Annotated in this window: 19 protein-coding genes; 5 read left to right on the top strand and 14 right to left on the bottom strand. The window is 71.1% G+C overall.

What is annotated here, in order from left to right:
* Positions 1 to 2: 2 nt before the first annotated feature.
* On the bottom strand, positions 3 to 1,100 hold the full coding sequence (mnmA, locus tag V6R91_RS21540) for a tRNA 2-thiouridine(34) synthase MnmA (RefSeq protein WP_336396961.1): 1,098 nt from the start codon (positions 1,098 to 1,100) through the stop codon (positions 3 to 5).
* A 9-nt stretch (positions 1,101 to 1,109) separates the two neighbouring features.
* Positions 1,110 to 2,294 (bottom strand): cysteine desulfurase family protein, encoded by a 1,185-nt coding sequence (locus V6R91_RS21535; protein WP_336397133.1) that lies wholly within the window; start codon positions 2,292 to 2,294, stop codon positions 1,110 to 1,112.
* A gap of 109 nt (positions 2,295 to 2,403) precedes the next feature.
* Here V6R91_RS21535 and glgX point away from each other — a divergent pair, with 109 nt between their 5' ends.
* From glgX to glgB, 3 genes are all read left to right on the top strand, one after another.
* Positions 2,404 to 4,491 carry a glycogen debranching protein GlgX gene (gene glgX, locus V6R91_RS21530; protein ID WP_336397132.1) on the top strand — a complete coding sequence of 696 codons (2,088 nt, stop codon included), beginning with the start codon at positions 2,404 to 2,406 and terminating at the stop codon, positions 4,489 to 4,491.
* A 96-nt stretch (positions 4,492 to 4,587) separates the two neighbouring features.
* The gene (locus tag V6R91_RS21525; RefSeq protein ID WP_336396960.1) at positions 4,588 to 6,672 is read left to right on the top strand and encodes a maltotransferase domain-containing protein; all 2,085 of its coding nucleotides are present in this window, start codon (positions 4,588 to 4,590) and stop codon (positions 6,670 to 6,672) included.
* Entirely contained in the window at positions 6,669 to 8,846 is a 2,178-nt protein-coding gene (gene glgB / locus V6R91_RS21520) for a 1,4-alpha-glucan branching protein GlgB (protein ID WP_336396959.1), read from the top strand. The genes V6R91_RS21525 and glgB overlap by 4 nt, the downstream gene beginning before the upstream one ends.
* A gap of 39 nt (positions 8,847 to 8,885) precedes the next feature.
* Here the strand turns inward: glgB and V6R91_RS21515 are convergent, their stop codons facing one another.
* A complete protein-coding gene (locus tag V6R91_RS21515; RefSeq protein ID WP_336396958.1) occupies positions 8,886 to 9,830 on the bottom strand; it encodes a tetratricopeptide repeat protein in 945 nt (314 codons plus the stop codon).
* Positions 9,827 to 11,746: a glycosyl transferase gene (locus V6R91_RS21510; RefSeq protein WP_336396957.1), complete on the bottom strand. Its 1,920-nt coding sequence runs from the start codon at positions 11,744 to 11,746 to the stop codon at positions 9,827 to 9,829. The genes V6R91_RS21515 and V6R91_RS21510 overlap by 4 nt, the downstream gene beginning before the upstream one ends.
* 174 nt (positions 11,747 to 11,920) lie before the next feature.
* On the opposite strand from V6R91_RS21510, the gene V6R91_RS21505 reads away from it, so the two are divergent.
* Complete coding sequence (locus tag V6R91_RS21505; RefSeq protein ID WP_336396956.1) at positions 11,921 to 12,988, top strand: AI-2E family transporter; 1,068 nt, start codon at positions 11,921 to 11,923, stop codon at positions 12,986 to 12,988.
* 22 nt (positions 12,989 to 13,010) lie between these two features.
* Here the strand turns inward: V6R91_RS21505 and V6R91_RS21500 are convergent, their stop codons facing one another.
* The 9 genes from V6R91_RS21500 to rpsB all read right to left on the bottom strand — a co-directional run bounded on the left by V6R91_RS21500 (position 13,011) and on the right by rpsB (position 19,745).
* Entirely contained in the window at positions 13,011 to 13,739 is a 729-nt protein-coding gene (locus V6R91_RS21500) for an alpha/beta hydrolase (RefSeq protein WP_336396955.1), read from the bottom strand.
* The gene (locus V6R91_RS21495; protein WP_336396954.1) at positions 13,740 to 14,024 is read right to left on the bottom strand and encodes a hypothetical protein; all 285 of its coding nucleotides are present in this window, start codon (positions 14,022 to 14,024) and stop codon (positions 13,740 to 13,742) included.
* Between the two features lie 3 nt (positions 14,025 to 14,027).
* On the bottom strand, positions 14,028 to 14,765 hold the full coding sequence (locus V6R91_RS21490; protein ID WP_336396953.1) for a lytic transglycosylase domain-containing protein: 738 nt from the start codon (positions 14,763 to 14,765) through the stop codon (positions 14,028 to 14,030).
* A 58-nt stretch (positions 14,766 to 14,823) separates the two neighbouring features.
* On the bottom strand, positions 14,824 to 15,387 hold the full coding sequence (locus V6R91_RS21485; protein WP_336396952.1) for a DivIVA domain-containing protein: 564 nt from the start codon (positions 15,385 to 15,387) through the stop codon (positions 14,824 to 14,826).
* On the bottom strand, positions 15,384 to 16,472 hold the full coding sequence (locus tag V6R91_RS21480; RefSeq protein ID WP_336396951.1) for a phosphatidate cytidylyltransferase: 1,089 nt from the start codon (positions 16,470 to 16,472) through the stop codon (positions 15,384 to 15,386). The genes V6R91_RS21485 and V6R91_RS21480 overlap by 4 nt, the downstream gene beginning before the upstream one ends.
* A 9-nt stretch (positions 16,473 to 16,481) precedes the next feature.
* Positions 16,482 to 17,036 carry a ribosome recycling factor gene (gene frr, locus V6R91_RS21475; RefSeq protein WP_336396950.1) on the bottom strand — a complete coding sequence of 185 codons (555 nt, stop codon included), beginning with the start codon at positions 17,034 to 17,036 and terminating at the stop codon, positions 16,482 to 16,484.
* A gap of 48 nt (positions 17,037 to 17,084) precedes the next feature.
* Positions 17,085 to 17,804, bottom strand: a complete 720-nt coding sequence (gene pyrH, locus V6R91_RS21470; RefSeq protein ID WP_336396949.1) for a UMP kinase — start codon at positions 17,802 to 17,804, stop codon at positions 17,085 to 17,087.
* 84 nt (positions 17,805 to 17,888) lie between these two features.
* On the bottom strand, positions 17,889 to 18,716 hold the full coding sequence (gene tsf, locus V6R91_RS21465) for a translation elongation factor Ts (RefSeq protein ID WP_336396948.1): 828 nt from the start codon (positions 18,714 to 18,716) through the stop codon (positions 17,889 to 17,891).
* 105 nt (positions 18,717 to 18,821) lie between these two features.
* The gene (rpsB, locus tag V6R91_RS21460; protein WP_336396947.1) at positions 18,822 to 19,745 is read right to left on the bottom strand and encodes a 30S ribosomal protein S2; all 924 of its coding nucleotides are present in this window, start codon (positions 19,743 to 19,745) and stop codon (positions 18,822 to 18,824) included.
* A gap of 351 nt (positions 19,746 to 20,096) precedes the next feature.
* Here rpsB and V6R91_RS21455 point away from each other — a divergent pair, with 351 nt between their 5' ends.
* On the top strand, positions 20,097 to 20,636 hold the full coding sequence (locus V6R91_RS21455) for a murein hydrolase activator EnvC family protein (protein WP_336396946.1): 540 nt from the start codon (positions 20,097 to 20,099) through the stop codon (positions 20,634 to 20,636).
* Between the two features lie 33 nt (positions 20,637 to 20,669).
* Here the strand turns inward: V6R91_RS21455 and V6R91_RS21450 are convergent, their stop codons facing one another.
* Entirely contained in the window at positions 20,670 to 21,575 is a 906-nt protein-coding gene (locus tag V6R91_RS21450) for a tyrosine recombinase XerC (protein ID WP_336396945.1), read from the bottom strand.
* Positions 21,576 to 21,637: the final 62 nt, after the last annotated feature.

Here is a 21,637-nt window from a genome sequence, read left to right as displayed (position 1 = left end):
GCTCAGGCGCCCACGGGGACGGCCGACACGGTTCGGTCGATCGTGAACTGCCCGATGACGCGGGTTCCGTCGTAGAGCACGGCCGTCTGGCCGGGCGCGACGCCGTCGAACGGGGTCGTCGGCACGACGGTCAGCACGCCCTCGCGGAGAACGGCGGCGGCCGGCACGGGGTCGGCGTGCGCACGGATCTGCACATCGCACGCGAACGCGCCGGTCCCGGGCGCGCGCCCTGCCCAGGTGTAGCGCTCTCCGGCGATCTCGGCGGTCGCCAGGGCCTCCTTCGGACCGACCACGACCGTGTTGGTGACGGGTCGGACCTCCAGCACGAAGCGGGGCTTGCCGTCAGGCGCGGGCATGCCGAGCTGAAGGCCGCGGCGCTGGCCCACCGTGAAGGCGTGCGCACCGTCGTGCGCGCCGACCACGGTGCCTGTCCGGTCGACGATGTCGCCGCGCTCGGCGCCCACCTTCTCCGCCAGCCAGCCGCGCGTGTCGCCGTCGGGAATGAAGCAGATGTCGTGGCTGTCGGGCTTGTGCGCGACCGTGAGCCCCCTGGACTCCGCCTCGGCGCGTACGACCGCCTTGGAGGGCGTCGCGCCGAGCGGGAAGTACGTGTGCGCGAGCTGCTCGGCAGTGAGCACGCCGAGCACGTACGACTGGTCCTTCGCGGCATCCGACGCGCGGTGCAGCTCCCGTCCGCCCGGTCCCTCGACGAGCGTGGCGTAGTGGCCCGTGCAGACGGCGTCGAAGCCCAGCTCGAGCGCACGCTCGAGCAGCGCGGCGAACTTGATCTTCTCGTTGCAGCGCATGCACGGATTGGGGGTGCGCCCGGCGCGGTACTCGGCGACGAAGTCGTCGATGACGTCGTCGCGGAAGCGCTCCGAGAAGTCCCAGACGTAGAAGGGGATCCCGAGCCGGTCGGCCGCGCGTCGCGCGTCCATCGCGTCCTCGATCGTGCAGCACCCGCGGCTGCCGGTGCGCAGCGTGCCGCCGGCGCGGGACAGCGCGAGGTGCACGCCGACGACGTCGTGACCCGCGTCCACGGCGCGCGCGGCCGCGACGGCGGAATCGACGCCACCGCTCATGGCCGCAAGGATTCGCATGCGTCCAGTCTACGAACGCGAGCCTGACCGGGACCCGGACGCGGCCCGGGCGCGCTCGACCGCGTCCGGCAGTGCGGCCAGCACCGCGTCGACGTCCTCGTCGGCCGTGGTGCGACCCATCGTGAAGCGGAGCACCTGCCGGGCCTCGGCATCCGTCCGCCCCATCGCCCGCACGACGTGCGACGGCTCCGGTACGCCGGCCTGGCACGCCGACCCGGTCGAGACCGCGATGCCGGCGACGTCCAGCAGGAACAGCAGCGTCTCGCCCGATGCTCCGGGGAACAGGACATGCGCGTTCCCGGGGATGCGGTCGACGGGGTCGCCCAGCAGCACCGCGTCCGGGATCGAGTGACGGATGCCGCCCACCAGCCGTCCGCGCAGAGCGGCCAGCCGCCCCGCCTCGGCCTCGCGCTCGGCCTCGGCCAGCTCGGCCGCCACCGCGAAGCCGACGGCCCCCGGCACGTCCTGCGTGCCGGCGCGGAGGCTCCGCTGCTGGCCTCCCCCGTGAACGAGGGGGGTGAGCTCGGCGCCGCGGGCGACCACGAGGGCGCCGACGCCGGCGGGCCCGCCGATCTTGTGCGCCGAGACGCTCAGGGCTGCCAGGCCCGCCCTTCCCCGGGCATCCGCTCGCCACGCACGGAACGACACCGGCACGTGACCGAAGGCCGCGACGGCGTCCAGGTGCAGGGGAACCCCGGCGTCGAGCGCCGCTCGCGACATCGAGGCGGCGTCGTTGACGGTGCCGCACTCGTTGTTCGCAACCAGGCCGGTCGCCAGCGCCGCCCCCGGCATGCGCGCGGCGAGCTCGTCGAGGCGGATGCGCGCCTCGGCGTCGACGCCCACGTGGCGCACGTGCGCACCCTGCGACTGCAGCCACGCCACGGCATCGAGCGTGGCGTGGTGCTCGGCGTCGGGCAGCACCACGGAGTCCTCCTCCGGGCCGCGAGCCCACCACAGGCCTTTGACGGCGAGGTTGACGGCCTCGGTGCCCCCCGAGGTGAACACCACCTCGATCGGGTCGGCGTCGAGGACCGCCGCCAGTCGCTCTCGCGCCTCCTCCAGCAGGCGCCGGGCGTGCTGGCCGGCACCGTGGATCGACGAGGCGTTCCCGACGCTCGAGGCGGCGTCGATCCAGGCCACGCGCACCTCCGGTCGCAGCGGGGCGGTCGCGGCGTGGTCGAGGTAGATCTGCACGCGGACCTCCTTCGCGATCGATCTGCGGTCGCCGTGCGCCCGAGTGCCGGAGGTCATGGGACCGAGTCCCGTAACATCCCCGACTCCGACCATGGTTATCGTAGTCCGCATGGTCAGCCCGGAGTCCGTCATCTCGCCTCCCCTCCCGGGACTGCTCAGCCCGGAGCTCGACGGGCTGGGCGTGGTGCTCGTGCCCGGGGGCGGCCGGCTGCGCGTGTGGTCCGGAGCGGCGGGCGCAGTGGACCTCGTCATCTTCGACGACACCGACCTCGACTGGATCACCGCGACCGAGCCCCTCGCTCACGTCGGAGGGGGCGTCTGGGAGGTCACCTCTCCCCTGCTCCGCCCCGGCGTGCGCTACGCGATCCGCGTCGACGGCCCCCCGGGGCCGGGCAACATGTTCAATCACGGCGCGCTCCTGCTCGACCCGTACACGCGGGGCCTCGTGCGCACGGGCTACGACGGCTGGCGATCGGCGGTGGTCGACGGATCGTTCGATTGGGCGGGTGCAAGCAAGCCGCGGGTGCCCATGGACCGCACGGTGATCTACGAAGGACACCTCAAAGGCCTGTCCAAGCGGCATCCGGATGTCCCGGGCGCGCTGCGCGGCACGTACGCGGGACTTGCGCACCCGGCGATGGTGCACCACTTCCTCGACCTCGGGGTCACGAGCATCCAGCTGCTTCCGGTGCACGCCTTCACGACGGAGCCCCGCCTCCTCCAGCACGGCCTCACCAACTACTGGGGCTACAACTCCCTGAACTTCTTCACGCCGCACGCGGCGTACGCCACCGAGGACGCCCGCCGCCAGGGACCCGACGCGGTGCTGCGCGAGTTCAAGGGCATGGTGAAGCTGCTCCACGAGGCGGGCCTGGAGGTCATCCTCGATGTCGTGTACAACCACACCGCCGAAGAGGGCATCGGCGGTCCGCGGTCCAGCCTCCGGGGCATCGACAACCGCGCCTACTACCGGCAGCAGGCGGACGGCGCTTACATCGACGTGACCGGCTGCGGCAACTCGCTGGACACGTCGACGGATGCCGCGGCCCGGCTCGTGCTGGATTCGCTGCGGTACTGGGCAGACGACGTCCAGGTCGACGGCTTCCGCTTCGATCTCGCCGCGACGCTGGGGCGCGACGCGGCGCATACGTTCACCCCCGATCACCCGCTCCTGCGCGCGATCCTCGACGACCCCGCCCTCGAAGGCGTGAAGAAGATCGCCGAGCCGTGGGACGTCGGCCTGGGCGGCTGGCAGACCGGCGGCTTCGGCGAGGGCTGGAGCGAGTGGAACGACCGCTACCGCGACCGCGTCCGCAACTTCTGGCTCAGCGACGTCGACTACGCCCGTCGCGCGTCGACCTCGCCGGTCGGCGTCGGTGGATTCGCCACCCGCCTCGCCGGATCCGCGAACACCTTCGTCGAGGAGCGCGGCCCCCTCGCCGGCGTCAACTTCATCACCGCGCACGACGGCTTCACCCTGCGCGATCTGGTGTCGTACGACGTCAAGCACAACCACGGGAACGGCGAGCAGAACCGCGACGGCGCCGACACCAACCGGTCGTTCAACCACGGCGCGGAAGGACCCACCGACGACGAGGCCATCCTGGCCACGCGACGCAAGGCGATGCGCAACCTGCTGGGGACCCTGCTGCTGTCCGCCGGCGTCCCGATGCTGACCGCCGGCGACGAGTTCGCGCGCACTCAGCGCGGGAACAACAACGCCTACTGCCACGACTCGATGCTCACGTGGCTGTCCTGGGAGCACGCGCCGTGGCAGCGCGACCTCTACGCGCACGTGCGCCACCTGCTGCGACTGCGGCGGGACAATCCGGCCCTTCGCCCGAGCCGCTTCGCCCGTCTCGGCGAGCACACGCCGTCGGCGTCCGTCATGGAGTGGTACGACGAGCACGGCCGGACGATGTCGGGCGAGCGCTGGACCGACCCCGCGCACCGGACGCTCCAGTACGTCGCGGCCTCGACGCCGGAGTTCGAGGGCTTCAACCGCGTGCTGCTCATGGTGCACGGGACCGAGCGGCCGATCGATGTGACGCTGCCCGACATCGACGGTGTGACGAGGTTCACGTCGCTGTGGTCCAGCGCTGACGAGGTCCCCTCCGCGGCCACGGAGACCGCGTACGCGCCGGGCGAGATCGTCCGGCTCCCCGGGACGTCCATGCGCCTCTTCCGCGCCGAGTAGACGAGCTCCCGCCCGCGGCGGGGACGCACGCTACCGCATCCGGCGCCGGTCGTCACCTCGCTGTGCTGTTCGACGGGCGCGCGATAGGTTCGACTCGTGGTCACGTCGACGCGCTCAGAGCGCCCCCGCCCGTGGCGGAGCGCCGCAGCCCTTCCCGTCCGCCCTGTCCCCGCCCGGCAGCCGGAGTCCGACACGGCGTCGCGCCGGGTCCCGCTCGCCAAGCCGTCCCCGGCGGTGCCGTGGGGCGATTACCGGCCGAAGGCGTTCGTAGGCGAGGTCGTCCCGTTCGTCGTGACGTCGTTCCGCGAGGGGCATGACCGCATCGGTGTGCAGCTGCGCCTGTTCTCGCCCTCCGGCGACGAGTCGCTGCACCGCCTGGACCCCCTCGAAGACGGATTCGACCGGTGGCGGACGGAGGTCGCGCTGCTGGAGCAGGGCGTCTGGCGCTTCCGGTTCGAGTCGTTCGGCGACGAGTTCGCCACGTGGGAGCACGCCGCCGCCCTCAAGATCGCCGCCGGGGTGGATGCGGCGCTCATGCGCGAGATCGGGGCGCTCCTGTTCGACCGTGCGCGCGCCGAGAAGGACCGCCCGGCGGCGGAGCGGAAGGCGCTGGCGACTGCTGCCGCGTCGCTCCGTGACGCCGGCCTCGACGACGCCGGCGCGCTGGAGATCGTGACCGACGCCACCATCGCCGGCTTCTTCCGTCAACGCCCCGTCATGTCGCTCGTCACGCTCGGGGACGACCTGGAACTCCTCGTGGAGCGCGAGCGTGCCGGAGTGGGCGCGTGGTACGAGTTCTTCCCGCGCTCGGAGGGCGCGCGCCGGCTCAAGGACGGCACCGTCAAGAGCGGCACGTTCCGCACTGCCGCCAAGCGGCTCCCGGGCGTCGCGGCCATGGGGTTCGAGGTGCTCTACCTGCCGCCCATCCACCCCATCGGCACGCTCAACCGCAAGGGACCGAACAACACCCTCGACGCCGGACCCGGCGACCCGGGGTCCCCCTGGGCGATCGGCTCGGCGGCGGGGGGCCACGACGCGGTGCATCCCGACCTCGGCGGGCTCGCGGACTTCCGGGCGTTCGTCCGGGCTGCCAGGGCCGAGGGCCTCGAGGTCGCACTGGATCTCGCACTGCAGGCCGCACCCGACCACCCGTGGGTCGCCGAGCACCCCGAGTGGTTCACGACCCTTCCGGACGGCTCGATCGCGTACGCCGAGAATCCCCCCAAGAAGTACCAGGACATCTATCCGGTCAACTTCGACAACGACCCCGCCGGCATCCGCGCCGAAGTGCTGCGCATCGTGCGGCACTGGGTGGCCCAGGGCGTGCGCATCTTCCGGGTGGACAATCCGCACACGAAGCCCCTGCAGTTCTGGGAGTGGCTCATCCGGACGGTCAACGCGGAGAACCCCGACGTCGTGTTCCTGGCGGAGGCCTTCACCAGGCCCGCTCCGCTGCAGAGCCTCGCATCGGCCGGCTTCCAGCAGAGCTACACGTACTTCACGTGGCGCAACACCAAGGCCGAGCTCGAGGAGTTCCTCTCGCAGCTGGCCCACGAGACCGCCGACTTCCTCCGCCCGAACCTCTTCGTCAACACGCCCGACATCCTGACGGAGTACCTCCAGTACGGCGGCCGTCCGGCGTACCGGATCCGCGCCGCCATCGCGGCGACGGCCGCCCCGACGTACGGCGTGTACGCGGGCTACGAGCTCTACGAGAACGTCGCCAGGCCGGGGTCGGAAGAGAACATCGACAACGAGAAGTACGAGTACAAGTTCCGCGACTGGGCGGGTGCCGTCGAGCGGGGCGACTCGCTGGCGCCCTTCCTGACCAGGCTCAACGAGATCCGGCGCGCCCATCCCGCGCTCCGGCAGCTGCGCAACCTCAGCGTCCACTGGAGCGACGACGACGCCATCCTGGTCTACGCGAAGCACCTGGATGCGGCGGTGTCCCCCGACGGACGCAGCGACACCGTCATCGTCGTGGTCAACACCGACCCCCACTCGGTGCGTCAGACGATGGTCCACCTCGACACCCGCGTGTGGGGAGTCGAGCCGGGCACTCCGTACGAGGTCGAGGACCTCGTCACCGGCGCGACGTGGACGTGGTCGGATCACAACTTCGTGATGCTCGACGCGTTCACCGAGCCGGTCCACATCCTCCACGTGAAGGAGTCCCGATGATGCCCTCCGACGAGCTCCTCGACACCGTCGCCACCGGCTCGTACCACGACCCGCACGCCGTGCTCGGCATCCACCCCGACACGGATGCCGAGGGCACGAAAACCTGGATCGTGCGTACGCGGCGACCTCTGGCGCGGAGCGTGACGGCCGTTTTCGCGGACGGCACGCGGGTTCCCCTCGAGCATGTCCGCGCCGGGATCTGGGAGGGGACGCGCACCGGGGCGCCGGGCCGATATCAGCTCGTCGCCGGATACGAGGACGGCCCGGACTACGTCGCCGAGGATCCCTACCGGCACTCCCCCACGATCGGCGCGCTCGATCTCCACCTGATCCGCGAGGGCCGGCATGAGGAGCTCTGGCGCGTCCTGGGCGCGCACGAGCGCGACCACGAGGGCGCATCCGGCACGGCGTTCACCGTGTGGGCCCCCAACGCCCGCGCCGTCCGGGTCGTCGGCGACTTCAACGGCTGGGACGGACAGGGCCACTCGATGCGCTCCATGGGCGACAGCGGCGTCTGGGAGCTCTTCGTCCCCGGCATCGGCCAGGGCACCGCCTACAAGTTCGAGCTGCTCGGCCGCAACGGGCAGTGGGTGCTGAAGGCCGACCCGATGGCGCGGTTCGCCGAGGTGCCGCCGGCGACGGCATCCGTCGTCACTCGCTCCTCGTACACGTGGGGCGACGACGCGTGGCTCGCGCAGCGCGCGAAGACCACCCCGGTGTCGCGGCCGATGTCGGTCTACGAGCTGCACTTCGGCAGCTGGCGGCAGGGCCTGTCGTACCGGGATGCCGCGGACCAGCTGATCGACTACGTCACCGGGCAGGGATTCACCCACGTGGAGTTCCTCCCCCTCGCCGAGCATCCGTTCGGCGGCTCCTGGGGCTACCAGGTCACCGGGTACTACGCGCCGACGAGCCGGTACGGCGACCCCGACGACCTGCGCTACCTGATCGACCGCCTGCACCAGGCGGGCATCGGGGTGATCATGGACTGGGTCCCCGGCCACTTCCCGAAGGATGCCTTCGCGCTCGCCCGCTTCGACGGCGAGGCCCTGTACGAGCACCCGGATCCGCGGCGCGGCGAGCACCGCGACTGGGGCACGTACATCTTCGACTACGGCCGCAACGAGGTCCGCAACTTCCTCGTCGCCAATGCCCTGTACTGGTTCGAGGAGTTCCACGTCGACGGTCTGCGGGTGGATGCCGTCGCCTCGATGCTCTACCTCGACTACTCCCGCAACGAGGGCGAATGGGCGCCCAACGTGCACGGCGGGCGTGAGAACCTCGAGGCCATCCGCTTCCTGCAGGAGGTCAACGCCACCGCCTACAAGCGCTACCCGGGCATCGCGATGATCGCCGAGGAGTCGACCAGCTTCCCCGGCGTCACCGCCCCGACCAGCCAGGCCGGTCTCGGCTTCGGGTTCAAGTGGAACATGGGCTGGATGAACGACTCGCTGCAGTACATCGCGCGCGATCCGCTCTACCGCTCCCACCATGAGGGCGAGATGTCGTTCTCGTTCGTCTACGCCTTCAGCGAGAACTACGTCCTCCCGATCAGCCACGACGAGGTCGTCCACGGCAAGGGCAGCCTCTTCGGCCGGATGCCGGGCGATCACTGGCAGCAGCTGGCGAACATGCGGGCGTTCCTGGCCTACATGTGGGGGCACCCGGGCAAGCAGCTGCTGTTCATGGGACAGGAGTTCGGGCAGCTTTCGGAATGGTCCGAGGGTCGCTCCCTCGACTGGTGGCTGCTGGACCAGCCGGCGCACGCCCAGCTGCAGCACTTCGTGGGCACGCTCAACCGGGTCTACCGCGACCAGTCCGCGCTCTGGGCGCGTGACAGCGACGGCGCCGCCTTCGCGCGGCTCGGCGGCCCGCAGTGGAACCCCAACGTCATCGCGTTCGCACGGCGCGACTGGCACGGGAACACCGTCGTCGTCGTGGCGAACTTCTCGGGCTCGACGATCGGCTCGTACGAGCTCGACCTGCCCGAGAGCGGGGTGTGGCACGAGATCCTCAACACCGACGCCGAGGCATATGGCGGATCCGGGGTCGGCAACCTGGGCGTCGTGCATGCGGGCGCAGGAGGCCGCGCCTCACTGGTGCTGCCGCCCTTGGGCGTGCTCTGGCTGCGTCACGGAACGCAGGCGCACATCCCCTCGCCGACGCAGGGCTGACCTCGCCCTCGGCGCCGGGGCTCCCGGCGCCGGGGCTGCTCAGAAGAGCAGCGACGCCAGGCGACCCCTGGCCGCGATGACGCGGGGATCACCGTCGCCGATGAGGGCGAACAGCTCGAGGAGCCGCTCCCGCACCGGCGTGCGCGCGTCCGACGGAAGCTGGGCGAACAGGTCCAGGAGGCGGCCGAACGCGTCCTCGACGTGCCCGCCGGCGACGTCCAGGTCGGCGACCGCGAACTGCGCGGCGACGTCCGTCGGTGCATCGGCCGCCGCGGCGCGGGCCGCCTGCAGATCGAGGCCCTGCACGCGGTCGAGGAGGCGCACCTGCCCCAGTCCCGCGCGCGCCTCCGCGTCGCGCGGATTCTCGGCGAGAGCCTTCTCGTACGCCGCGATCGCGCGGGGGTAGTCGCCCGCCTCGATCGCGTCGAAGGCCTCCGCGTGGAGCGGCGGCAGGGGCGGCTCGGCAGGCGCCTCCTCGGCGCGCTCACCGTCGACGGAGACCGTGCCCGTCACGCCGTTCTGCGCGGCGAGCTGGAGCAGCTGTGCGAACACCTCGCGGACCTGCTGCTCGGGCACCGCGCCGGTGAACAGCGGGACCGGCTGGCCGCCGACGAGCGCGACGACCATGGGGATGGACTGCGCCCGGAAGGCCTGCGACAGCTGCGGGTTCGCATCGACGTCGACCTTCGCCAGGACGAGGCGGCCGCCCAGCTCGGTCACGACGCGCTCGAGCACGGGGCTCAGCTGCTTGCACGGTCCGCACCACTCGGCCCACAGGTCGATCACGATGGGAACGGTGCGCGACAGCTCGAGCACCTGCGGGAAGGTCTCGTCGGTGACGTCGAGCACGAGGGACGGCACGACGACTCCACCGGCGCCGTCGGCGGCCTGCTCGCCATCGGGAGCGCCGGTCGTGGGGCGGTTGCGGAGAGCCGAGAGATCGACGGCGCCGCGCACCGCGGCGCCCAGGGTGGGATCGGTCACGAGAGAACCTTCGCATCGAGGATGTCGGACGAGTAGCCCAGCAGGCGGATCTTCTCGCTGGAGCCCGGGCCGGGCACGTAGAAGAAGACCTGATCGCTGAACGTCGTGGCGAAGCCGGTCGCGGACTGGTCGACGCCGGCCAGCGACTTGACGGTCAGGTTGCCGTCGACCTTGATCACGGCATCCTCGTTCGTCGGCTTCACGGTGTCGATCTCGTTGACGTTGACCGCCACGATCGCTCCGCTCTCGACCGTCTGCAGCGCGAACGGCGCCTGCGGCCCGGGAGCCGAGCTGAATGTGAGGCTTCCCGTGGAGGACGCGGTCTTGTTGAACTCGTCGAGGCGTCGCTGACGATCGGCGGTGATGCTGGCGCGGAGCTGGTCGCCCTCGACCTCGAAGAGGTCGTAGAACTCGCTGTCCTCACCCTTGTTGATCACGTCGGAGTACGCCGCGGCGACCTGGTCGGGCGCGAGAAGCAGGAACGGCGAATCAGGCTCCACCTGCGGCGCCCCGATGTAGGCGGGTGCGAGGTCGGGAAGCGTCGTCGAGGCTTCGAGGCTGGCGATGTACGACAGCTTGTAGTCGGCCCAGGCGTCCTTCTGGGTCATGACCATGATGCTCGAGGTCTTCGACTCCTCGTCGTCGGCGACGGCGATGACCGAGCGCGGCCAGCCGTCGTACGCCTGGGGAAGAATGATCTCGAGCGGCTTGGCGAGGATCGGTGCGGGAACCGCGTAGTCGGCGATCGCCGAGCGCAGCTTGTAGTTCGTGTCTCGCGCGGCCAGGGCCGCGCCCTCGAGACGGGTCTCGGCGAGATCGCCGTCCATCGCGGCATCCGCGTCCGCGACCGTCGCCGCGATGCGGGTGAGGATGCGCTCCGCCTGCGCCTTGGTCACAGCGGGCGCCTGCTGCCCCTCGGGCGCGATCACCGTCGCGGTCGGGGACGGCGTCGGCGACGCCGCGAACTGCGGCCAGGCGTCGGCGGAGCAGCCGCTGAACAGCAGCGCGGAGACCGCGACGACCGGCACGACGGCGAACGCGCGGCGACCGCTGGAGACGGCCCGGCGCGTCGTGGCCTGGCCGTTGCTGATGACGCCCTTGCCGTCGGGATCGGTGATGGCGATGTTGATCGGCTCGGTCACCGGGAGCGGAAGCCCCTTGCGGCGCGGCCCGCGCTTCCGCCGGGCGTGGCGGATGCCGAGGATGTAGAGGAAGACGCCGACGGCCATGAGGAGGCCGCCGAACACGATGAGCGGGCCCGCCCAGGGGGTGGACGTCTGCAGCGGCCAGGTCACCGTCACCCGGTCGGGTGCCGGTGCCGTGCCGTCCGCCGCGACGAGCACGCTCATGCCCTCCGGGAGCTGCAGCGGGGCGATGAGGAGGTCGGTCTGCTGGTACTCGTCGAGCCAGAGGTCCGAACCGATGGGGCTGCGCCCCGGGGTCGCCGCTTCCTCGGCAGCCGCGTCATCCGCCGCGGCATCGTCCGCCGCGTCATCGTCCGCCGCGTCTGCGGCGGCCGCCTCGTCGGCGGCGGCCTCGTCGGTGGCTGCGTCTTCGGCGGCGGCCTCGTCGTCGGGGGCGACGGCATCGGGAGCCGGCTCGACCAGCGTCGAGTCGAGCACTCCCTCATCGCCCAGCGTGACGTGCGTGTACTCGGCATCCGAGAGCCAGGCCTGCATGTCGGCGGTGCGGCCGTAGGAGGCGAAGAGCTCGCCCTCCCCCTGCGCGCGCAGCGTCTGGGTGCCGGGCAGCTGATTGAGCACGGCGCCGTCGATGAGGAGGTAGGGAGCCTCGTCCTCGACCGAGATCGCCGCCGTCTCGGTCCGGGGTCCCTGGAAGATCGTCCGCTGGGCGATGCCCGCCCCGATCATCACGGTGGCGAGCACGAAGGCCGCCACGGCCCACACGAAACGCACGAAGAAACACCTTTCCGGGGTGCGCGGACACTCCGCACCCTTCGATTCGACATTTCAGACTAGCGAACACGACCTGTGAGGCGCGTGGGAGGTGCCGTTCCCGGGTCCAGGGCCCGCGAATGCGTATCCTTAGCGGACTGGTGCATCGGCGGTCGTCGATGGGAGGGGATCTCGATGAAGCTGCACAACCCGTTCCGCACCGCGCTGCTCGCCACCCTCGGCGTCGGTCTCGGGCTGCTTCTCATCGGGAGCATCCAGAACCTCCAGACGATCCTGCTGTACGTCGGCACGGCCCTGTTCCTCTCGCTGGGGCTCGACCCGATCGTGGAGTGGCTCGAACGACGCAGGCTGCCGCGGTGGGCGGCGGTGCTCATCACGATCCTCGGGGTCCTCGCCGCCTTCGCCGGCATCGTGCTGATGATCGTGCCGGTCATCGTGCAGCAGATCGGGCAGCTCGTGGTGGCCATCCAAGAGCTCGCCGAGGACGGCATGTTCGACGACCCCGTCGGTGCGATCCAGGACTGGCTGCACACCGTGTTCCCGGCGCTGAACGTCGACGAGGTCTGGACCTACATCGAGGACTGGTACGCCTCGCTGGACGTCGGCGCGATCGGCTCTGAGGTGGGCGGGAGCATCATCGCCATCGTGGGCGCCCTCCTCGCCGGATTCGCGGGCGCGTTCATCGTGCTCATCCTCACCATCTACTTCACCGCCTCCACGCCGAACCTGAAGCGTGCGGTCTACCAGCTGGTCCCGGCATCCAAGCGCGCGCGCTTCATGGACCTCGGCGAGCAGATCACCGACTCGGTCGGGTACTTCGTCATCGGCCAGGCGGCGCTCGGCGTCATCAACGGCGTCCTGAGCGCGATCTTCCTGTCGATCATCGACGCGCCCTTCCCTGCGGTGCTCGCCGTGATCGCCTTCTTCTTCTCGCTCATCCCTCTCGTCGGCACGCTCACCGGTTCGACGATCATCGTGCTGACATGCCTCGTCGTCGGCTCCCCCACGACAGCGCTCATCGCGGCGATCTACTACCTGATCTACATGCAGATCGAGGCCTACGTCATCGCGCCGCGCATCATGGGCCGTGCGGTGTCCGTGCCGGGCGCCGTCGTGGTGATCGCGGCACTCGCCGGCGGCTCCCTGCTGGGCCTGCTGGGCGCGCTCGTGGCCATCCCGGTCGCGGCGAGCATCCTCATCATCTACCGCCAGGTCGTGATCCCGCGTCAGAACGAGAGATGACGCCGCGCGCGACCCGATCGGGTCAGCCGTCGGCGACGATCGGGCCGTTCCACTGGCCAGGCAGCGGAAGCGCGTCGGGGTTGATCGCCGCGACGATCTCGGTGAGCACACGCCGCGTCTGGTTCTCCCCCACCCAGAGGTGCTTTCCACCCTCGACCGGAATGAGGACGGCGTCGGGGACGCTGGAGAAGCGCTGGGCCGCGGCATCCGGTCGCAGGTAGTCGTCGAACTCCGGCACCAGCACGATCAGCCGCCGCTCGTCACCCGACCACGCCGCGACCTCGGCGTCGGTAGCCCGATGCAGCGGCGGCGAGAGCAGCACCGCACCCTCGACCGCATGGTCACGGCCGTACTTGAGGGCGAGCTCGGTGCCGAACGACCAGCCGACGAGCCAGGGCCGCGGCAGCCCCCGGGCGTGGACGAAGTCCATGGCCGCCGCGACGTCGAAGGCCTCTGCGCGGCCGCCGTCGAAGGCTCCCTCGCTCGTGCCCCGCGGCGAGGTCGTGCCGCGCGTGTTGAACCGCAGCACCGCGAGGTCGGCGAGGGCGGGAAGGCGCCCCGCGGCCTTGCGCAGGATGTGCGAGTCCATGAAGCCACCGGCGGTGGGAAGCGGATGCAACGTCACCAGCGTCGCCACCGGATCGCGCGTCTCGGGCAGTGCGAGTTCGCCCACCAGCGTCAGGCCGTCGAGCGTCTCGAGTTCGATGTCCTCGCGCCGGGCGGGCAGCAGCATCGGTCCGCGGATCTCCACTCAAGCCACCTTCCAGCAGTGCTGATGCCAGTGCCGCCGGGCCGCCAGGTCGGCTGCGTCGCCGAGCACCCCGTCCGCGCGCCAGGTCACGAGGTGCGCCACCCCGATGTCGATCTGTCCGCCGCAGCCCGGGCAGGTGTACGGCTTCTGCGCCTGTGCTGCCGACACCGGCTGCACCGTCCACTCGACCCCGCGACGCACCTCGGTGCGCTTCCAGCCCGCGAGCAGGCGCTCGAAGGAGGCGTCGCCGCTCGCAGGGTGCCGACGGCGATGGGACCGCGGCACGGCTCAGTACCAGCCTGTGCGCTGCGAGTGGTCCCACGCGCCGCACGGCGTGCCGTAGCGGCCGCCGATGTAGCCCAGGCCCCAGGTGATCTGCGTGGCGGGGTTGGTCTCCCAGTCCGCGCCCGCCGTGGCCATCTTGGTCCCGGGCAGCGCCTGCGGGATGCCGTACGCGCCGCTGCTGGCGTTGTAGGCGTTGACCCGCCACCCGGATTCCTTGTTCCACAGCGCCACGAGGCACGCGAACTGGTCGTCGCCCCAGCCTCGCGCCAGGACCATGTCGTACGCGATCGCCTGGGCGGTGCCGGGATCGGGGGTCGCGAACGGAGGCCGCCACCCCGTGCCTGCGTTCGACGAGGCCGCCCGGACCGTCGGCGTGGGTGTCGGCTTCGGTTTCACATAGACGGTGTAGTTGCCGCGATCGAGGACCGCCGGCTCGACAGGCGCCGCCTCGTCGTCGCCTTCGATGCGCTGCACGTCTCCCAGGCCGCTCGCGTACAGCGACACCGTGGTGTCGTCATCGACGCTCGCCTGTGCGAGGGCTAGTCCGGTGGGCCCGATGTACGCCACCACGAACCCGAGGACCGCGAAAGCCGCGAACGCGCCGAGGACCCCGCGTCGTCGCGACCAGCGGGGGTCGGGCGTCGGGGCCCTGCGCGTCGGCGCGGCAGGCGTCCTGGTCCGGGGCGACACCTCCTGACGACGGGCGCGCCGGGTCGGGTGCAGCTCGTTTCCAGAAGTCACAGTGCCCCGATTCTCGCACACGCCCGCCGTGCCGTGCCATCAGCCCGGCCGCCGTCCGTCATTTGACGGCGAGCATCACCTCGACGACCGCGTCGAGGACGGCATCCACCTGGGTCTCGCGGTAGCCGCCGCGCTGCATACGGAAGGCGACCGAGCGCACCTGTTCGACGGTGACGGACTCACCCGTCTCGAGGTAGCGGGCGAGCTTGTCGGTCACGAGGTCCACCTCGGAGACGCGGTAGCCGTATCGCAGCGCCGACACGCGGTCGAAACGCTGCTGGGGCGGGCGCGACAGCCGGTCCAGCACCTCCTGCGCGAGTTCGCGCGTGTGACCCACCCACGCCTGCACACCCGCTTCGGCCACCGCCGTCGAACGCTCGCGAGCCGCGAAGGCGTCCTCGATGCGGCCGAGCGCGGCATCCACCGACGCGATCGCGTACCCGTGCCGCACGAGCGGGAAGGCGGCCTGGCGGATGTCGGCCGAGCTCAGGTCGTCCGTGCCCTGCTCGAAGGAGGTGCGGGCGCGGGCGAGGAACTCGTCGACCGGCTGCTTGTCGTAGCCCTTCTCGCGTCCGTGCGCCTCGGGGAAGGCGGTGCGGGCACTCGTGTCGGACGTCGTCATGAAGCCACCAGCGGGGTGAAGAGGTAGTACAGGCCCAGAGCCGCGACGACCGACAGGAGGATCGAGTCGAGCCGGTCCAGGACGCCGCCGTGGCCGGGAAGCCACGAGCTCATGTCCTTGATGCCGAGGTCGCGCTTGATCATCGATTCCCCGAGATCGCCGATGGTCGCGGTGACGAGGATCAGGATGCCGAACACGACGCCCATCCACCACGTGATCCCGAGGAGGAAGATGCCGGCGATGACGCCCGCGAGGATCGCCGCGGCTGCCGCGCCGGCGAAGCCCTCCCAGGTCTTCTTCGGGCTGATGCGCGGCGCCATGGGGTGCTTGCCCATCGTGATGCCCGCCACGTACGCCCCGGTGTCGGCGGCGACGGCAACGATGATGAACGACAGCACCCAGTACTCGCCGCGGTCCTGGCTCAGCAGCACGACGCACAGGCTGCCGAGGAACGCGACGTACAGCTGCAGGAGCGACGCGATCAGGACGTCGCCGAGGACGGCGTCGTAGGCGCGGCCGTCGTGCGCGGCCATCTGCGCCACGAGACGCCACACGACGACGAAGGCCAGTGCCACGAAGAGCAGCAACCACAGCGACCACGGATCCACGAAGTACGCCGAGACGACCACGACCGTCGTCGCGATCAGCTGCGGGACGACGTCGACGCGGCGGCCGCTGACGATGAGCGCGCGCGAGAACTCGAACACCGCCAGCAGCGCCGCGCCGAGCGCGAAGCCGATGAAGGCCCACTTGACGAACAGGAGCGATGCGATCAGCACGGCGCCGATCGCCAGGCCGATCAGGGTCGCCACGATGAGGTCACGGCCCGTGCGCTCCTTGATGCGCTCGTTCGCCACCTCGAAGTCCGCTCTCGCCCGCTCGACCTGGCTCTCCAGCTCGCTTCGCGCGGCGCGCAGGTGCGCCTGGAGGGCGGGCTCGTGCGGGTCGTGCGCGCGTTGCGCGTCGTGCGCCGGCTGCGCGTCGTGCGCACGCTGCGCGTCGGCGGCGCGCCGGAGCTCCTCGGCCTCGCGCCGGGTCAGCGGCGCGGCCGGCTCACCGGCCAGCGGATCGGAGGGGTCGGTCATGCGCGGGGCTCAGACCTCGAGCAGCTCTGCCTCTTTGCGCTTGAGCGCCTCGTCGATCTCATCGACGTGCGAGCGCGTGAGTGCGTCGAGCTCCTTCTCGCCCCGGGCGAGCTCGTCGTCGCCGACCTCGCCCTTGAGCGAGTCGATGTCGTCCTTCGTCTTGCGGCGGATGCCGCGCACGTGCACCCGCGCGTCCTCGCCCTTGCTGCGCACGAGCTTGACGTACTCCTTGCGGCGCTCCTCGGTGAGCTCCGGCATCGTGACCCGCACGAGGTTGCCGTCGTTCGTCGGGTTCACGCCGAGGTTCGGGATGTCGCGGATGGCCTGCTCGATGGCCTTCAGCGCCGACTTGTCGTACGGGGTGACGATGAGCGTGCGCGCCTCGGGGTTGTTGATCGAGGCGAGCTGCGCGAGGGGCGTGGGGGTGCCGTAGTAGTCCACGAGCACCTTCTGGAACAGCTGCGGGTTCGCGCGGCCGGTGCGCACCGTCGCGAAGTCCTCCTTCGCAGCCTCGACGGCGCGGTCCATGCGCGCTCGGGCATCGGCCAAGACGTCCGCGATCACAGTGTCTCCTTCGCGTTGATGGGGCTCGTCAAGTGTATCGGCGGGCCGTCACGCCGTGACGAGCGTGCCGATGGACTCGCCGAGCAGCGCCCGCGTGACGTTGCCGGCCGGCTCCATCCCGAACACCCGCATATCCATCCGGTTGTCCATGCACAGACTGAACGCCGTCGAGTCCACGACCTTCAGACCCCGCTGCAGCGCGTCGAGGTAGGTGATGCGGTCGATGCGCGTCGCCGTGGCATCCTTCTTCGGATCAGCCGTGTACACCCCGTCGACGCCGTTCTTGGCGACGAGGACCTCCTGCGCGTCGATCTCGAGCGCACGCTGCGCGGCGACGGTGTCGGTGGAGAAGTACGGCAGGCCGGCGCCGGCGCCGAAGATCACGACGCGGCCCTTCTCCATGTGGCGCTCGGCCCGCCGCGGGATGTACGGCTCGGCGACCTGCGTCATGGAGATCGCCGACTGAACCCGTGTCGCGGCCCCCGCCTGCTCGAGGAAGTCCTGCAGCGCCAGCGCGTTCATGACCGTGCCGAGCATCCCCATGTAGTCCGCGCGGCCACGGTCCATCCCGCGCTGGCTGAGCTCGGCCCCGCGGAAGAAGTTGCCGCCGCCGACGACGACCGCGATCTCGACGCGGTCGACCGCGGCGGCGATCTCCCGCGCCATCTGGCTGACCACATCGGGGTTGACTCCGAGCTGCCCCCCGCCGAACGCCTCACCGGACAGTTTCAGAAGGACGCGCCGGCGCCCGGTGTTCTCGTTGATCACTGTGGTCCTCTCGTCTACGACAAACTACCGAAGGGCATGAGAAAAGGCCCGCATCGGATTGCCGATGCGGGCCTTCTCAGATGATCAGGCGCCGACCTTGTAGCGGGCGAAGCCCGTCAGGGTGAGCCCTGCGTCCTTGGCGACCTGCGCGACAGACAGCTTGTTGTCCTTCGCGTAGTCCTGGTCCAGCAGCGAGACCTGCTTGAAGAACGCGTTGACGCGTCCCTCGACGATCTTCGGGAGGGCGGCCTCGGGCTTGCCCTCGTTGCGCGAGATCTCGGTGACGATCTCGCGCTCCTTCTCGACCTCGGCCTCGGGGACCTCGTCGCGCGACAGGTACGTCGGGTTCGCGAACGAGATGTGCTGCGCGAGGCTGCGCGCCGTCTCGGCGTCGTCGCCCGAGTAGGCGAGGACGACGCCGACCTGCGGCGGCAGGTCCTTGCTGGTGCGGTGGAGGTAGATCTCGAACTTGTCGCCGGACAGCGTGTCCACGCGACGCAGCTCGACCTTTTCGCCGATGATGGCGGCCTCGTCCGAGATGAGCTCGGCGACCGTCTGGCTGCCCGCGGACGCGGCGAGGGCGGCCTCGGCCGAGTCGGCGTGCGCGGCGGCGGCGGCGTCGAGGACCTTCTCGGCCAGCGCGATGAAGCGGTCGTTCTTCGCGACGAAGTCGGTCTCGGTGTTGAGCTCGATGATCGTGACCTGACCGTCGACCTCCTTCGCGGCGACGAGGCCCTCGCTGGTGGAGCGGTCGGCGCGCTTGGCGTTGCCCTTCGCGCCCTTGAGGCGGAGGATCTCGACGGCCTTCTCGAGGTCGCCGTCGGCCTCCTCGAGCGCCTTCTTGGTGTCGACCATGCCCGTGCCGAGCTGCTCGCGCAGCGCCTTGATGTCGGCGATCGTGAAGTTTGCCATGGGTGGCGGCTCCTTGATGTGTGTGACTTCTCGTGGATGCCTCGGCGGGACCGTCCGGCCGTGCGGCCAGGGCGATCCCGCCGAGGCGGAGTGCGTGTGCGAGCCTTACTCGGCGGCGGTCGCCTCGGCGGTCTCGGGAGCCTCAGCGGTCTCGGGAGCCTCAGCGGTCTCGGGAGCCTCAGCGGCCTCGGCGGCCTCCGCGCCGGCCTCGTCCGAGGCCGACTCGGTCGCGGCGGTCTCGACGGCGGCGGCCTCGGTCTCGACCGGAGCGCCCTGCTCGAGCAGTTCGCGCTCCCAGTCGGCCAGCGGCTCGGCGTCGGCGGCCTCGTCGCTGGGCTGGTGGCGCTGGATGAGGCCCTCCGCGGCGGCGTCGGCGATGATGCGGGTGAGCAGGCCCACCGAGCGGATCGCGTCGTCGTTGCCGGGGATCGGGTACTGGAACTCGTCGGGGTCGGCGTTGGTGTCGAGGATGCCGATCACCGGGATGCCGAGCTTGGACGCCTCGTCGATCGCGAGGTGCTCGCGCTTGGCGTCGACGACCCAGATGGCCGAGGGGGTCTTCTGCAGGTTGCGGATGCCGCCGAGCGACTTGTGGAGCTTGTCGAGCTCGCGCTTCTTGAGGAGGAGCTCCTTCTTGGTGAAGCCGCTCGCCGCCGGGTCCTCGAAGTCGAGCTCCTCGAGCTCCTTCATGCGCGCGAGGCGCTTGGACACGGTCGAGAAGTTCGTGAGCAGACCGCCCAGCCAGCGCTGGTTGACGTAGGGCTGGCCGACGCGGGTCGCCTGCTCGGCGATGACCTCCTGCGCCTGCTTCTTGGTGCCGACGAAGAGGATGGTGCCGCCGTGCGCGACCGTCTCCTTGACGAACTCGTACGCCTTGTCGATGTACGTCAGCGACTGCTGGAGGTCGATGATGTGGATGCCGCTGCGCTCCGTGAGGATGAAGCGCTTGACCTTCGGGTTCCACCGGCGGGTCTGGTGTCCGAAGTGGACGCCGCTGTCGAGCAGCTGGCGAATGGTGACGACGGCCATGGCCGTTCTCCTGTTCCGGCGCTGTTGCGCCTGCTTGCGGTTGTTCTCTCGCCGGTGTGGTGCCGGCGGGCCTGGCGCCCGGCTCTCTCCCGCCCCGCGCTCGCACTCAGGCGTTCACGGGGACCGATGGGATGGGATGCCGCGCTGCTGCCCCTCGGAGACCTCGGGGACCGGAGACCGGATCGCAGCGCTCTGGGCACGCGGAGTCACTCCGACAGGCGGAGTGCGGCCTCCAGTGTATCAGCAGGCGACCCCACCGCCCCTCCTCCCCCATGTCGCCCTCACCGCGGTTCTCCACGTCTCTCGTCCCTCCCGCGTGATCGGCTCCCGGAGCGGCGCAGAGTCGAGGGCATGAGAGCAGCCGGCACCCGCGCGGTCGGCGTCGCCGCGGCCCTCCTCCTCGTCGCGGGCGGGCCGACGCCCGCCGCAGGCGCCCGCCGCGCCGACCCGCTCCCCGCCGGGGACGGCGGTTCGGTGGCGGTGTCACGGGGATGGCATTGGCCGGTCGAGCCGTTCCGGCTGGAGAGGCTGTTCGTCGCCCCGCCCCACCGGTACGGGCCTGGCCATCGCGGGGTCGATCTGCGTCCGCTCGACGACGACCCCGTCATCGCTCCCGCCCCGGGGGTCGTCGCGTTCTCGGGTCAGGTGGCGGGGCGACCGGTGGTGACGATCGACCACGGCGACGGCCTCGTCACCACGCTCGAGCCCGTCGCCTCCGAGCTCGTCGCGGGGACGCCCGTGGCGGCATCCGCTCCTGTCGGCGTGCTGGCCACCGGCGGACACGTCGAGCCGGGCGTCCTGCACTTCGGCGTGCGACTGGGCGGCGAGTACGTCAACCCGCTCGTGCTGCTCGGCGGTGTGCCGCGCGCCGTGCTGCTCCCGTGCTGCTGAGCTGCGGCGCTCAGCCGGCCGGGTGGTCGCCGCTCATGCGCGGGGGTGCGCGAGGCGGTACGAGGCCGCGAGGCGCTCGCTCGACACGTGCGTGTAGATCTGCGTCGTGCCGAGGCTCGCGTGGCCCAGCATCTCCTGCACCGCGCGGAGGTCGGCGCCCCCGTCGAGCAGATGCGTGGCCGCCGAGTGCCGCAGTGCGTGCGGACCTGCACCGGCTCCGATCTCGGGGCCCAACTCTCGCGACACGAGGTCGTAGACCGCGCGTGATCCGAGGCGCGCACCCCGCACACCGAGGAAGAGGGCGGATGCCGCCGCGTCCGTCGCGCCGCGGGCGAGGAGCGCCGGCCGACCGCGCACCAGGTACGCCTCTACCGCCCGCAGCGCCGGCAGGCCGAACGGCACGACCCGCTCCTTCGACCCCTTGCCCAGGACGCGCAGCGTCCGGCGCTCCCGATCGAGGTCGTCGACATCGAGCCCGCACAGCTCCGACACCCGCACCGCCGCCCCGTACAGCAGTTCCAGGACGGCGTGGTCGCGCAGGGCGACCGGGTCGCCCTCCGCGGCGGCCGTCTGCAGGCGCAGCAGCACGCCGTTCAGCGCGTCGACGGTCGCCACCTTCGGCAGCGTGCGCCCCCGCTTCGGGGCGACCAGCCGCAGGCTCGGGTCCGCGGCGATCGCGCCCTCCTCCGCCGCCCACGCGAAGAAGCCGCGCACGGCGGCCGTGCGCCGCGCGATGGTCGCGCGGCTGTCGCCGCGCTGGACGGCCCGCCACAGCCACTCCCGGAGCTGCTCGAGGTCGACCGTGGCGAGTTCCGCGTCGCCGCAGGCCTCGGCGAGTCCCGCAAGGTCGGATCGGTAGGCCCGCACGGTGGCCGGTGCGAGGCGGCGCACGGCGGCCAGGTGGTGCAGGTACGCGTCGGCCGCCTCCGAGATCTCCACTCCCCCAGCTTGCGCCCGGAACGACTCGGCGTCGCAGTACGACGCACCTCTCGCGGCGCGCG

The organism is Microbacterium sp. CCNWLW41 (assembly GCF_037083505.1).
Note: the sequence above shows the minus strand (reverse complement) of the source record. Positions and strands in the feature narration are given on the sequence as shown.